Genomic DNA, 12,926 nt, shown 5'->3' on the forward strand with positions numbered 1-12,926 from the left:
TTGCTCGGTCACTTGGGGGCGAAGATCGACTGCATCTGGCGCAGTTCAGCGGTGCGCGCGCGCGTCACGCGGGTCAGGCAAACGCGGTTCGACAGCCCCTGCGCCGAGCCGCCGCGATACTCATAGGAGAAGGCGCGGCAGTTGGCGTCACGATAGGCGAGCCACGCGCGCTGGCTGGCGAGCAATGCCTGCGCGTAAGTCGGACCGCTACGCTCGGGCGCTGGCAGGTCGGACGGCTTGGTGCCACGATCGATCTGCTGCATCCGCGCCATGACGGTGCGGTATGCCGCGTTCAACTGCGTGTCGGCGGCCCGGTAGTCGCTCGCCGACTGCGCCGCCGCCGGCGCGGCGGACAACGCACCCGCGATCAGGATCACTCGCCTCATTCCGCCGCCTCGCTCTCGGGCGGCATGTTGTGACCAAGCAGGCGGAGCACTTCCTCGGCCGCCGCGATCAGGTTGGTGCCGGGGCCGAAAATCGCCTGCACGCCCGCATCGCGCAGCGCCTGGTAATCCTGCGCCGGGATGACGCCGCCCGCGATCACCTTGATGTCTGCCCGGCCCGCGTCGCGCAGGTGACCGATCAGTTCGGGGATCAGCGTCTTGTGCCCCGCCGCGAGGCTGGAGGCACCGACCACGTCGACGTCCTTCTCCAGCGCCAACTCGCTTGCTTCCTTGGGCGTCTGGAACAGCGGACCAGGCACGATCTCGAATCCCAGATCGCCGAACATCGAGGACACGAGATTGGCACCCCGGTCATGGCCGTCCTGCCCCATCTTCGCGACGAGCATCCGCGGCCGGCGCCCCAGCCGCCGCTCGGTCGCGGCGACACCCTCCTCCAGCCGCGCCCAGGCAGCGTCACCATCATAAGCGCCGCCGTAGATACCCTTCACCGGGGTCGGCTGCGTGCCGAAACGGCCGAACACGTCCTCCATCGCCGAAGAAATCTCGCCCAGCGTCGCGCGCGCGCGCGCGCAGGTCACCGCGAGTTCGAGCAAATTGCCATCCCCGCGCGCACCCTCGCGCAGCGCATCCAGCGCCGACTGGCACGCCGCCTCGTCGCGTTTCGCCTTCATCTCGTTGATGCGGCGAACCTGCGCCTCGCGCACCGCGTGATTGTCGACGTCGAGGATCTCGATCTCGTCCTCGTTCTCCTTGCGGTACTTGTTGACGCCGACGATCACGTCCTCGCCCCGGTCGACCCTGGCGGCGCGCGCGGCGCTGGCTTCCTCTATCATCGCCTTGGGCCAGCCCGCCGCGACCGCCTTGGCCATCCCGCCCTCGCGCTCGACACGCTCGATGATCGCCCAGGCACGGTCGACCAGGTCCTTGGTCAGCGCCTCGACATAATAGCTGCCGCCGAGCGGATCGACGACGTTCGTCATGCCGGTCTCCTCCTGGATCACCAGCTGCGTGTTGCGCGCGATCCGGGCGGAGAAGTCGGTCGGGAGCGCAATCGCCTCGTCGAGCGCGTTGGTGTGGAGCGACTGCGTGCCGCCCAGCATTGCCGCCATTGCCTCGATCGTGGTGCGCATGACGTTGTTGTACGGGTCCTGCTCGGTCAGCGACACGCCGCTCGTCTGGCAGTGCGTGCGCAGCATCTTCGAGCGCTCGTCACGCGCACCCAGATTGGTCATCACGCGGTGCCACAGCACGCGCGCGGCGCGCAGTTTCGCAATCTCCATGAAGAAGTTCATGCCGATCGCGAAGAAGAACGAGAGCCGCCCGGCGAACTTGTCGATGTCGAGCCCGCTCGCGACACCGTATTTCACATATTCCATGCCGTCGGCGATGGTGAAGGCGAGCTCCTGCACCTGCGTCGCGCCCGCCTCCTGCATATGATAGCCGGAGATCGAGATCGAATTGAACTTCGGCATCTCGCGACTGGTGTAGCCGAAGATGTCCGAGATGATCCGCATGCTCGGCTCGGGCGGGTAGATATAGGTGTTGCGAACCATGAACTCCTTGAGGATGTCGTTCTGGATGGTCCCGTCGAGCAGCCGCCGCTCGACTCCCTGCTCCTCGCCTGCGACGATGAAGAAGGCGAGGATCGGGATCACTGCGCCGTTCATCGTCATGCTGACGCTCATCTGATCGAGCGGGATGCCGTCGAACAGGATCTTCATGTCCTCGACCGAGTCGATCGCGACGCCCGCCTTGCCAACGTCGCCGGTGACCCGCGGATGGTCGCTGTCGTAGCCGCGGTGCGTCGCCAGATCGAACGCGACCGACAGCCCCTTCTGCCCTGCCTTCAAATTGCGGTGGTAGAAGGCGTTGGACGCTTCCGCGGTCGAGAAGCCGGCGTATTGGCGGATCGTCCACGGTCGGCCCGCATACATCGACGCGCGCACCCCGCGCGTGAACGGCGCGAACCCGGGAAGGCCGGGCTCCCACCCGTCCACGTCGTCGGCGGTATAGAGCGGCTTGACCGCGATTCCCTCGGGCGTGTCCCATGTCAGGTCGCGACCCTTGACCTCCTTCGCCGCCGCCTTCGCCCAGGTGTCGAGCGACGGTGCGGGCGGGGGTGCCGCGACCTCGGTCGGCATCGCCGCCGGCTTGGGCGCGCTACCGGCGTCCTCGCCGGTGTTCTGCTCGATGGTGGATTCGCGCTGGGGATCGGTCATGTCGCTTACTCGATTGTTCGGATCACGCGCCGGTAAAGGCAGGCTTGCGCTTCTCGACGAAGCTTGCCGCGCCTTCACGCGCGTCGTGCGAGTTGCCCGCGGTGCGCTGCCCCTCGGCCTCGGCACGCAGCACATCGTCGAACGATCCGTCGAGCGCCGTCATCAGGTTACGCCGCATCGCCGCGATCGCGACGGTCGGCCCCGCCGCCAGCCGGGTGGCGAGCGCCAGTGCCTCGTCCATCAGCGCCGCGTCATCGATCGCGCGGTAGATCAGCCCCCAGTCGGCCGCCTGCTCGGCACCGATCCGCTCGCCCAGCAGCATCATCTGCGTCGCGCGCGCCCGCCCGATCGCGCGGGCGAGCAGCCACGACGAGCCGCCATCGGGCACCAACCCGATGTTGACGAAAGCCTGGAGAAAATACGCGCTTTTGCCTGCCAGCACGAAGTCGCCTGCCAGCGCCATCGAACAACCGATCCCCGCCGCCGCGCCGTTGATCGCGGTGACGACCGGCACGGGCGAGCGCAGCAACTGGCTCATCACCGGATTGTAGACGTTCATCAGCGCGTGGTGACTGGCATCTCCGCCACCGACCGCCGAGCGTTCGCCACGCGCCTGCAAGTCCGCACCCGAACAGAACGCGCGCCCGGCACCCGTCAGCAGCACCGCGCGCGCGCCCTGCAGGTCGTACAACGCCCGGCCCAGCTCCTGCGCGAGGTCGAGCGAGGCGGCGTTCAACCGTTCGGGACGGTTGAGCGTAATGACGAGTACGTCGCCCTGCTTCTGCGCGATGATCGTCTGGTAATCGGTCATGACACCCTCCCCCGCTCGTTGTTCTCAGTGAGCGCCGGCCTGCTCGTCCTTGGGCGCTTCCATCAACTCAACCAGCAGCCCGCCGAAATCCTTCGGGTGAACGAACACGATCGGCGTGCCGTGCGCGCCGATCCGCGGCTCGCCCAGCACGGTCGCGCCTTGTGCCTTCAGGTGCGCGACCGCGGCGTCGATGTCGGGCACCTCGAAACAGACGTGATGCTGTCCGCCAGCCGGGTTCTTCTTGAGGAACCCGGCAATCGGCGACTGTTCGTCAAACGGCTCGATCAACTCGATCTGCGTATTCGGCGCGTCGACGAAGCAGACGCGCACGCCCTGCGCGGGCAGGTCGAAAGGCTTGCCGATCGCCTCCGCGCCCAGCAAGCTACGATAGGTGTCGACCGACCGCTCGATCGACGGCGTCGCAACTCCGACGTGGTTGAGGCGCCCCAGTGTCATCCCGGCTGTCACTCCTCGATCCTCCGCTGCCGCGCTGCCATCGCCGCCCCCTCGATGATGCCCTCCAGCCGGCTGACGCGGTCGCGCATGTTCGACAGGGCGTCGGTCAGACCGTCGACGTCCGCTACCAGTTGCGCAATCCGCCCGTCGAGCTGATCCATTCGCTGTTGCATCAGAATGACCTGCCGGATCGCCGCCAGCGCGTCGCCGATCGCGCTCACGCGCGCACGCCCGCATCTCGCAGGAACGCGTCGACCTTGCGGTGCGAAGCGTCGAGCGTGTCGATCATCCGGTCGATGGCAGCGCGCATTTGCGGGATAGCGGCATTCGCCTCAGCAACGAGCGCCGCCAGTTCGGCCTCTTCCCCGCCGTCGTCAGCCGTGGGCGGCTGCGCGATATAGCGGCTCGTCGCTTCGCGCACGACGTGGCCGACCGACTTGCCATTCGACGCGGCATAGGCGTCGAGCGCAGCCTTGTGGTCGGGGGTGGTGAGGAAAGTCACGCGTTCGGTCTGCACATCACGTCTCCTTTATCATGGACATGATAATGTGCCGACATGGCCGCCACAACGTCCCTTACAGCGGGATGTTGTCATGCTTCTTCCACGGGTTCTCCAGCGTCTTGCCGGCGAGCTTACGCAGGCCGAGCGCGATGCGGCGGCGGGTGGAATGCGGCATGATGACCTCGTCGACGAACCCCTTCGACGCGGCGACGAACGGGTTGGCGAAGCGTGCTTCGTACTCGGCGGTGCGTTCGGCGATTTCCTCGGGCGTGCGGCCGCGGAAGATGATCTCGACTGCGCCCTTCGCGCCCATCACCGCGATCTCAGCGGTCGGCCAGGCGTAGTTCAAATCGCCGCGCAGGTGCTTGGAAGCCATCACGTCGTACGCGCCGCCGTACGCCTTGCGTGTGATGACGGTGATCTTGGGCACGGTCGCCTCGGCATAGGCGAACAGCAGCTTGGCGCCGTGCTTGATGATGCCGTTATGCTCCTGGCTCGTTCCGGGCAGGAAGCCGGGCACGTCGACGAAGGTGACGATGGGGATGTCGAACGCGTCGCAGAAGCGGACGAACCGCGCCGCCTTCTTAGACGAGTTGATGTCGAGCACGCCCGCCAGCACCATCGGCTGGTTCGCGACGACGCCGACGGTCCGCCCCTCGATCCGGCCGAAGCCGCAGATGATGTTGCCCGCGTGGCCCGGCTGAATCTCGAAGAAGTCGCCCTCGTCGAGCGTTTTCCGGATCAGCTCGTGCATGTCGTACGGCTGGTTGGCAGACGCGGGGATCAGTGTGTCGAGGCTCGGCTCCAGTCGGTCCCACGGATCGTCGCTCGGCCGCTCGGGCACGGGCTGCCGGTTCGAGCCCGGCAGGAAGTCGAAGAAGTCGCGGGTGGCGAGCAGCACCTCGATATCGTCGTCGAACGCATTGTCGGCGACGCTGGTCTTGGTGGTGTGCGTCACCGCCCCGCCGAGCGCCTCCTGCGTGACCACCTCGTTCGTCACCGTCTTCACCACGTCGGGGCCGGTCACGAACATGTAGGACGAATCCTTCACCATGAAGATGAAGTCGGTCATTGCCGGCGAGTACACCGCGCCACCCGCGCACGGCCCCATGATCAGGCTGATCTGCGGCACCACGCCCGAGGCGAGCACGTTACGCTGGAACACCTCGGCATAGCCGCCGAGCGAGGCGACACCCTCCTGAATGCGCGCGCCACCGGAGTCGTTCAGGCCGATGACCGGCGCACCGACCTTCATCGCCATGTCCATGATCTTGCAGATTTTCTGCGCGTGCCGCTCGGACAGCGAGCCGCCGAAGACGGTAAAGTCCTGGCTGAACACGAATACGAGGCGGCCGTTGATCGTTCCCGATCCGGTCACCACGCCGTCACCGGGGATCACCTGCTCCGGCATGCCGAAATCGACGCAATTATGCTCGACGTACATGTCGAGCTCCTCGAATGACCCCTCGTCCAAGAGCACGTCGAGCCGCTCGCGCGCGGTCAGCTTGCCCTTGGCATGCTGCGCGTCGATGCGCTTCTGCCCGCCGCCCAGCTTCGCCGCGGCGCGCTTTTTCTCGAGTTCGGCGAGCGTCGATGACATCCTGATCTCCTCTGCATGTTCCCTGCGCCCTCACGCGCGCCCGCGCAAATGCGAAGTTGCGAAGTTGCGAACGGGACGATTGCGAACTAATCGTTCTCGATGCCCCGCGCCCGCCTCTATGCCGGAGATCGCCTGCGCGACCTGCGCCGCGGCGCCGGGCTCAACCAGCGCGCGATGGCGGCGCGGCTCGGCCTGTCGGTCAGCTACCTGTCGCAGCTGGAAGGCGGCGAGCGTCCACTGACCGCCGCGGTCACGGCGGCACTTGCGCGTCATTTCCCCGCCGCGCTCGCAGGGATCGAGGGAGAGGTGCCGGCACGTCGGCTGGCGGCGCTGAGCGCCGCACTCGCCGATCCTGCCGTCGCGCCGCTTGACGCCGAGGGTGTTGCGCGCCTGGCGGACGAGCAGCCCGACCTAGCCGACCGTTTCGTCGCGCTCCACGCGGCCAAGCGCGCGGCGGAAGAACGCGCCGCACTGGCGGAGGAAGCGATGACGTCGAGCGCCGGGCATGCCGGTGCCGGCGCGCGGCTGCCGTGGGAGGCGGTCCGGGACTGGTTCCACGACGCGGGCAATTACGTCGACGCGCTCGATCGCGCGGGCGAGGCGCTCGTCGACGGGCGCGACACGTTCGAGCAGCGATTGGGCGACTACCACGTCACGCTCGCGCTCGATCCGGACGATGCCGCACCGCTGGCGCGTTTGGACGGACACGTGCTGACGCTCGCCGCCGCCGCTCCGCCTGAGACGCGCCGCTTCCTCATCGCGCATCGCCTCGCCGCTATCGCCTTTGCCGAACCGATTGCGGAGATCGTCGCCGCCGCCCCGCTCGCGCACGACGAGGCGCGACGGCTGCTCAGCATCGGGCTCGCCAATTACGCCGCCGGTGCGCTCGTCATGCCCTATACGGCGTTTCGTGCCGAGGCGAAGGCAACGCGCCACGACATCGACCGGTTATCCCGGCGCTTCGGCGTCAGTTTCGAGCAGGCGTGCCACCGGCTTTCGACGTTGCAGCGGCCGGGGGCGGAGGGCGTGCCCTTCTATTTCTGCCGCGTCGATATGGCGGGCAACATCACCAAGCGGCACTCGGCAACGCGGCTGCAGTTCGCGCGCTTCGGCGGCGCGTGTCCGCTGTGGCACGTCCATGAGGCAGCAGCGATCCCCGACCGCATCCTAGTCCAGCACGCCGAGACGCCCGACGGCGTCCGCTATGTGTCGATGGCGAAGGGATTGGTGAAGCCGTCGGGCCGCTTCGCACGCGCGCCGCGCCGCTACGCCGTCGTGCTGGGATGCGAGGCGGTCCACGCCGCCGACTTCGTCTACGCCGACGCGGTCGGGGTCTCGCACGGCGGCGTTACTGCAGGATTGGCGGGTGCGCCGACGCCGATCGGTATTTCGTGCCGTCTGTGTCCGCGCAGCGACTGCGACCAGCGCGCCTTTCCGCCGACCGACCGCGCGATCCGTGTCGATCCGGCGACGCGCGGCGTAGTGCCCTACGCGGTGATCTGACGCCGGAAACGCTCGTTCGCGCTTGCCATCCAGCCAGAGCTCGGCGGCGGCGCAGCGTTGCCGACGCGGCGCTGGCGCGCAGCGTCGAGGTCGATCCGCGCGTCGAAGCGTAGCCCGGCGCGGTCACCGCGCACCCATTTGACCCGCGCTGCAACGTGGTCGACGCGGCCGATCGAGACCATCACCGGCATGTCGGCGACCAGTCCGACCGGCTTGGCGATGCACACGCCCGACACCGATACGTTGAGCACGCGGTGCTGCGTCGGCTGCGACCCTTCGCTGCGCACGACATCGGCGCTCAGCATCACGCTGGTACGCGGGTCGCGGGCGGCGGCGGTGTCGTCGGTGGTGGAGGGCATCGGCTGCATGGCGCTTCGCGCCTTACCCACCGAAACGTTACGAAATCGCTAACGCACTGCGAACAAGCGCGGCTGGCACGCGCACCATGCTTGCCCTCTCCCATCACCCGGCGCATGCATCGCCGCAGGAGAAGGAGCCCCCGCGCGTGTCCGACAACGACCTGTTCCCTGTTCCCGCCACCTGGGCCAATGAAGCGCGCGTCGACGCCGCGGGCTACCGCGCGATGTATGCGAAGAGCGTCGAGCAGCCCGATGCCTTCTGGCTCGAACAGGCGCGCCGGCTCGACTGGATGAAGGCTCCCACGACCGCCGGCGACTGGTCGTTCGGTGCCGACGACTTCCATATCCGCTGGTTCGCCGACGGCTCGCTCAACGTCAGCGCCAATTGCATCGACCGCCACCTGGCCGAACGCGCCGACCAGATCGCGATCATCTGGGAACCCGATGTTCCGACCGAGGAGCCGCGCCGGATCAGCTACGCCGAGCTCCACCGGGAGGTGTGCCGCTTCGCCAACGTGCTGAAGGCGCAGGGTGTGGCGAAAGGCGACCGCGTCACGATCTACCTGCCGATGATCCCGGAGGCGGCGTTCGCGCTGCTCGCCTGCGCGCGGATCGGCGCGATCCACTCGGTCGTGTTCGGCGGCTTCTCCCCCGACGCACTAGCCGGCCGGATCGAGGATTGCGGATCGAAGATCGTGGTCACCGCCGATTACGGTCGCCGCGGCGGAAAGACGATCCCGCTCAAGGCCAATGTCGACGCCGCCGCCGACCACGCGCCGACGCTGGAGCGCGTGCTGGTCATACGCGCGACCGGCGAGGATGTGGCGATGGGCGAGCGCGACATCTGGTATCACGAAGCTGCCGCCGACGTGGCCGACGATTGCGCGCCCGAGCCGATGAACGCCGAGGATCCGCTGTTCATCCTCTACACCTCGGGTTCGACCGGAAAGCCGAAGGGCGTGCTCCACTCGACCGGCGGGTACCTGCTGTGGGCTGCTTTCACTCATGGCCTCGTGTTCGACTACCGCGCGCCCAACGTCTACTGGTGCGCGGCCGACATCGGCTGGGTCACCGGGCACACCTATATCGTCTACGGTCCGCTCGCGAACGGCGCGACGACGCTGATGTTTGAAGGCTTGCCGACGTGGCCCGATGCGAGCCGCATCTGGCAGGTGGTCGACCGGCATCAGGTGCACACGCTGTTCACCGCGCCGACCGCGCTGCGCGCGCTGATGAAGGAAGGCGACGCGCCGGTTCGTGCCACCAGCCGCGCGTCGCTCAAGCTTCTCGGCACGGTCGGCGAGCCGATCAATCCCGAGGCGTGGCGCTGGTACCACGACGTCGTCGGCGAGGGCCGCTCGCCGATCATCGACACCTGGTGGCAGACCGAGACAGGCGGTGCGATGATCGCTCCCCTGCCCGGCGCGACCGACCTGAAACCCGGCTCCGCAACCAGGCCGCTGCCCGGTGTCCAACCGCAACTGGTCGACGAACAGGGTAAGGTGCTGGACAACGCGACCAGCGGCAATCTGTGCATCACCGCCTCGTGGCCGGGGCAGATGCGCACCGTGTGGGGCGATCACGACCGCTTCTTCCAGACCTATTTCACCACCTATCCCGGCAAGTATTTCACCGGTGACGGCTGCCGGCGCGACGAGGACGGCTATTACTGGATCACCGGCCGCGTCGACGATGTCATCAACGTGTCGGGTCACCGCATGGGCACCGCCGAGGTCGAGAGCGCACTGGTGCTGAACCCGCAGGTCGCCGAGGCCGCGGTGGTCGGCATGCCGCACGACGTGAAGGGCCAAGGCATCTACGCCTACGTCACCTTGAAGGCCGGGGTCGAGGCGTCCGACGCGCTCGTGGCCGAGCTGAAGCAGTGGGTCCGAAAGGAGATCGGGCCGATCGCCACACCCGATGCGCTGCAATTCGCGCCGGGCCTGCCCAAAACGCGCTCGGGCAAGATCATGCGTCGCATCCTGCGCAAGATAGCGGAAGGTGACACGGGATCGCTCGGCGACACGTCGACGCTCGCCGACCCGGCGGTGGTGGACGACCTCGTCGCCAACCGCGTTACCGCCTGAGCAACGAGTGGTTGCATCGGTTACATCACCGCCTTAAGTCACTGATACACTGTTGTAGGGGAAGGGGAACAATGCAACTCTCTGTTTTCGCGCGCCTATCGATCAGCGTCGCGGCACTCGCCATCGCCGCGCCCGCGCTCGCCCAAACCGCCACGCCGGCGCCTGCCACACCGGCGCCCGCCGCCGCTGCCAAGACCGGCCCGCGCTACGGCACCTTCGGTATCGACCTGACCGCCGAGGACAAGTCGGTGAAGCCCGGCGACGATTTCTGGACCTACGCCAATGGCAGCTGGGACAAGCGTACCCCGATCGCCGCCGACCGCACCAGCGCGGGCGCGGGCGTCATCCTGGCCGACGAGGCCGAGGGGCAGGTGCGTGACATCCTGACCGACGCCGCGCGCGATCCCGCATCGGTCGGCGCCGGCGGCAAGCAGATCGGCGACCTGTACGGCAGCTTCATGGACGAGGCCGCGATCGAGCGCGCCGGCACCGCGCCCTTGAAGCCCTATTTCGCCAAGATCGACGCCGCCAACGACAAGACCAAGCTCCAGACGTTGTTCGCCAGCGTCGGCTACGCCTCGCCGGTCGAGGTGGGTCAGCTGCCTAACCCCGCCGATCCGACGCAGTACACCGCGATCGCCAGCCAGGGGTCGCTCGGCATGCCGCAGGATTACTACCTGCTGCCGGGCGCCAAGTACGACGCCTACCGCGCCGCTTATCGCAAGTATGTCGAGCAGGTGCTGACGCTGTCGGGCATCGCCAACGCGTCGGCGAAGGCGGACGGGATCGTCGCGCTCGAGACCGCAATGGCGAAGGTGCAGTGGACGCCGGTGCAGCAGCGCGACCTGCAGGCGATGCTGAAGCCGATGGACGCCGCGCAGCGCAAGGCGCTGGCGCCCGAATTCGACTGGCCGCTGATGCTCAAGACCGCGGGTTACGAGCGGTTCCCGGTCGTCATCATGGGCACCTCGACCGCGCTTACCGCACTCGGCAAGATCTACGCCGCGACGCCAGTCTCGACGTGGCAGGACTGGATGAAGTTCCGCTTCGCCAGCGCGAACGCGTCGGTGCTGCCCAAGGCGTTCGACACCGCCAGCTTCGACTTTTACGGCCGCACGCTGTCGGGCCAGCAGGAGCAGCGCGCACGCTGGAAGCGCGGCATCGCGCTGGTCAACGGCGCGATGGGCGAGGCGGTCGGCCAGGTCTATGTCGCGCGCCACTATCCGCCTGAATCCGAGGCGAAGATGGGCGAGCTGATCGACAATCTGCGCGCCGGCTACAACGAGCGGATCAGCGCCAATACCTGGATGGATGCGAAGACCAAGCAGGCCGCACTCGCCAAGCTCGCCGCATTCGACCCGCGCGTCGGCCACCCGGTCAAGTACATCGATTATTCGACCTTCAACGTCGTGCGCGGTGATCCGCTGGGCAACAACATGCGCGCGGGTGAATTCCAGCACCAGCTCGACCTGTCGTATCTCGGCAAGCCGGTCGACCGCACGCTCTGGGGCATGACACCGCAGACGGTGAACGCTTATTACGACCCGACGATGAACCAGATCACGCTGCCGGCCGCGATCCTGCAGCCGCCCTACTTCGACCCGAAGGCGGACGCGGCAGTCAACTACGGCGCGATCGGCGCGGTGATCGGCCACGAAATGGGTCACGGCTTCGATGATCAGGGCAGCCAGTTCGGCCCGACCGGCAAGTTCGAGAATTGGTGGACGCCCGAGACGCGCGCCGCCTTTGCGAAGCGCACCGGGCAGCTCGTCACGCAGTATGACGCCTATGAGCCGATCCCCGGCACGCACATCAAGGGTCAGCTGACGCTGGGCGAGAACATTGGCGATCTGGGCGGTGTCGAGGCGGCGTATACCGCGTACCAGAAGTACCAGCAGACGCATGGCCGTGCGCCGGTGATCGGCGGGCTGACCGGCGATCAACGCTTCTTCCTCGCCTATGCGCAGGCGTGGCAGTCGAAGGTCCGCGAGGACGCGCTGCGCAGCCGCCTGCTGACCGACCCGCACTCGCCGGCGTACAACCGTGTCAACGGCGTCGTCCGCAACGTCGATGCCTGGTACAATGCGTTCAACGTCAAGCCCGGCGACAAGCTGTACCTTGCCCCCGACCAGCGCGTGAAGATTTGGTGAAGCCGACGCGAAGCGCGTAGCCACGCTACGCGCCGATCCGCGCAAGCGGACGCGCCGGCCCGGCCGACGTGGCGCAACCAGCGCCACGTTCGACGGCGCGGGATTAACTCCCGCGCCGCGGCCACCCGGATCGCTACCGCACTCGCACCACCGGAACCGCACCCGTCCCCACCGGTTCGGCGCACATGCAGCTCGACCCCCGCACCACCGCGCTCGTCCTCATCGACCTCCAGCAAGGCATCGTCGCCGGCGACAAGGGGCCTCGTTCCGGCGAGGAGGTGGTCACCACCGCAAAGTCGTTAGCCGACCGCTTCCGCACCGCCGGCGCCCCCGTGATCCTCGTCCATGTCGCCGTCGCGCCCGGCAACGCGCCCAGCCGGCAGGTCGACAAGCCGAGCCTGCCCGAACGAACGCCGCCGGGGTTCGAGACGTTGGTCGACGGGCTGCAGCACGAGGGCGACATCGTCGTGCTGAAGCATCACTGGGGCGCGTTCACCGGCACCGACCTCGACCTGCAACTGCGCCGCCGCGGCGTGCGCACGATCGTGCTCGCGGGCATCGCGACCAACTTCGGCGTCGAGTCGACTGCGCGCAGTGCGTGGGAGCTGAGCTACGACGTCGTCGTGGTGGAGGACGCGTGCACCTCGCGCTCGGCCGAACTGCACGATTTCGCGGTCGCAAACATCCTGCCGCAGATCGCACGACTGGTCAGCGCGGAGGAGGTCGAACTGGCCGACTGACAGCATCAACCGTCCAAGGGCCGCTAGCCGCACTTCATCCATACTCCCGCCCGCTCCGTCGCTGCGGCACCACCTCGGTACGGAACAGTGCGTTC

12 protein-coding genes are annotated in these 12,926 nt (G+C 67.6%); 4 read left to right on the forward strand and 8 right to left on the reverse strand.

What is annotated here, in order from left to right:
• Positions 1-8: 8 nt before the first annotated feature.
• From BMW51_RS07070 to BMW51_RS07100, 7 genes are all read right to left on the reverse strand, one after another.
• On the reverse strand, positions 9-386 hold the full coding sequence (locus BMW51_RS07070; RefSeq protein WP_093004779.1) for a lysozyme inhibitor LprI family protein: 378 nt from the start codon (positions 384-386) through the stop codon (positions 9-11).
• A complete protein-coding gene (gene scpA, locus BMW51_RS07075) occupies positions 383-2,545 on the reverse strand; it encodes a methylmalonyl-CoA mutase (RefSeq protein WP_093005149.1) in 2,163 nt (720 codons plus the stop codon). The genes BMW51_RS07070 and scpA overlap by 4 nt, the downstream gene beginning before the upstream one ends.
• 100 nt (positions 2,546-2,645) lie before the next feature.
• Positions 2,646-3,434 (reverse strand): enoyl-CoA hydratase-related protein, encoded by a 789-nt coding sequence (locus BMW51_RS07080; protein WP_093004781.1) that lies wholly within the window; start codon positions 3,432-3,434, stop codon positions 2,646-2,648.
• A gap of 24 nt (positions 3,435-3,458) precedes the next feature.
• Positions 3,459-3,890 carry a methylmalonyl-CoA epimerase gene (mce, locus tag BMW51_RS07085; RefSeq protein WP_093004783.1) on the reverse strand — a complete coding sequence of 144 codons (432 nt, stop codon included), beginning with the start codon at positions 3,888-3,890 and terminating at the stop codon, positions 3,459-3,461.
• Between the two features lie 8 nt (positions 3,891-3,898).
• Entirely contained in the window at positions 3,899-4,111 is a 213-nt protein-coding gene (locus BMW51_RS07090; protein WP_093004785.1) for a hypothetical protein, read from the reverse strand.
• Positions 4,108-4,407, reverse strand: coding sequence for a hypothetical protein (locus tag BMW51_RS07095; protein WP_093004787.1), 300 nt, complete (start codon positions 4,405-4,407; stop codon positions 4,108-4,110). The genes BMW51_RS07090 and BMW51_RS07095 overlap by 4 nt, the downstream gene beginning before the upstream one ends.
• Positions 4,408-4,465: 58 nt before the next feature.
• Positions 4,466-5,992, reverse strand: coding sequence for an acyl-CoA carboxylase subunit beta (locus BMW51_RS07100; protein WP_093004789.1), 1,527 nt, complete (start codon positions 5,990-5,992; stop codon positions 4,466-4,468).
• 99 nt (positions 5,993-6,091) lie between these two features.
• On the opposite strand from BMW51_RS07100, the gene BMW51_RS07105 reads away from it, so the two are divergent.
• Positions 6,092-7,495: a helix-turn-helix domain-containing protein gene (locus tag BMW51_RS07105; protein WP_093004791.1), complete on the forward strand. Its 1,404-nt coding sequence runs from the start codon at positions 6,092-6,094 to the stop codon at positions 7,493-7,495.
• Here BMW51_RS07105 and BMW51_RS07110 read toward each other — a convergent pair.
• Positions 7,480-7,863 (reverse strand): PilZ domain-containing protein, encoded by a 384-nt coding sequence (locus BMW51_RS07110; RefSeq protein WP_093004793.1) that lies wholly within the window; start codon positions 7,861-7,863, stop codon positions 7,480-7,482. The genes BMW51_RS07105 and BMW51_RS07110 overlap by 16 nt on opposite strands.
• Before the next feature lie 137 nt (positions 7,864-8,000).
• On the opposite strand from BMW51_RS07110, the gene acs reads away from it, so the two are divergent.
• The 3 genes from acs (at position 8,001) to BMW51_RS07125 (ending at position 12,831) form a co-directional block, all read left to right on the forward strand.
• Positions 8,001-9,941 (forward strand): acetate--CoA ligase, encoded by a 1,941-nt coding sequence (gene acs / locus BMW51_RS07115; RefSeq protein WP_093004795.1) that lies wholly within the window; start codon positions 8,001-8,003, stop codon positions 9,939-9,941.
• 71 nt (positions 9,942-10,012) lie between these two features.
• Positions 10,013-12,091: a M13 family metallopeptidase gene (locus BMW51_RS07120; protein WP_093004797.1), complete on the forward strand. Its 2,079-nt coding sequence runs from the start codon at positions 10,013-10,015 to the stop codon at positions 12,089-12,091.
• Positions 12,092-12,276: 185 nt separating this feature from the next.
• Positions 12,277-12,831, forward strand: coding sequence for a hydrolase (locus tag BMW51_RS07125; protein WP_093004799.1), 555 nt, complete (start codon positions 12,277-12,279; stop codon positions 12,829-12,831).
• Positions 12,832-12,926 lie beyond the last annotated feature (95 nt).

Source organism: Sphingomonas palmae (genome assembly GCF_900109565.1).
GTDB classification, from domain to species: Bacteria; Pseudomonadota; Alphaproteobacteria; order Sphingomonadales; family Sphingomonadaceae; genus Sphingomonas; species Sphingomonas palmae.

Bases quoted from the DNA above. Each gene is read 5' to 3' on its own strand.
- BMW51_RS07070 (WP_093004779.1), bottom strand. From the start codon at position 386: ATGAGGCGAGTGATCCTGATCGCGGGTGCGTTGTCCGCCGCGCCGGCG.
- scpA (WP_093005149.1), bottom strand. From the start codon at position 2,545: ATGCCGACCGAGGTCGCGGCACCCCCGCCCGCACCGTCGCTCGACACC.
- BMW51_RS07080 (WP_093004781.1), bottom strand. From the start codon at position 3,434: ATGACCGATTACCAGACGATCATCGCGCAGAAGCAGGGCGACGTACTC.
- mce (WP_093004783.1), bottom strand. From the start codon at position 3,890: ATGACACTGGGGCGCCTCAACCACGTCGGAGTTGCGACGCCGTCGATC.
- BMW51_RS07100 (WP_093004789.1), bottom strand. From the start codon at position 5,992: ATGTCATCGACGCTCGCCGAACTCGAGAAAAAGCGCGCCGCGGCGAAG.
- BMW51_RS07105 (WP_093004791.1), top strand. From the start codon at position 6,092: ATGCCCCGCGCCCGCCTCTATGCCGGAGATCGCCTGCGCGACCTGCGC.
- BMW51_RS07110 (WP_093004793.1), bottom strand. From the start codon at position 7,863: ATGCAGCCGATGCCCTCCACCACCGACGACACCGCCGCCGCCCGCGAC.
- BMW51_RS07120 (WP_093004797.1), top strand. From the start codon at position 10,013: ATGCAACTCTCTGTTTTCGCGCGCCTATCGATCAGCGTCGCGGCACTC.
- BMW51_RS07125 (WP_093004799.1), top strand. From the start codon at position 12,277: ATGCAGCTCGACCCCCGCACCACCGCGCTCGTCCTCATCGACCTCCAG.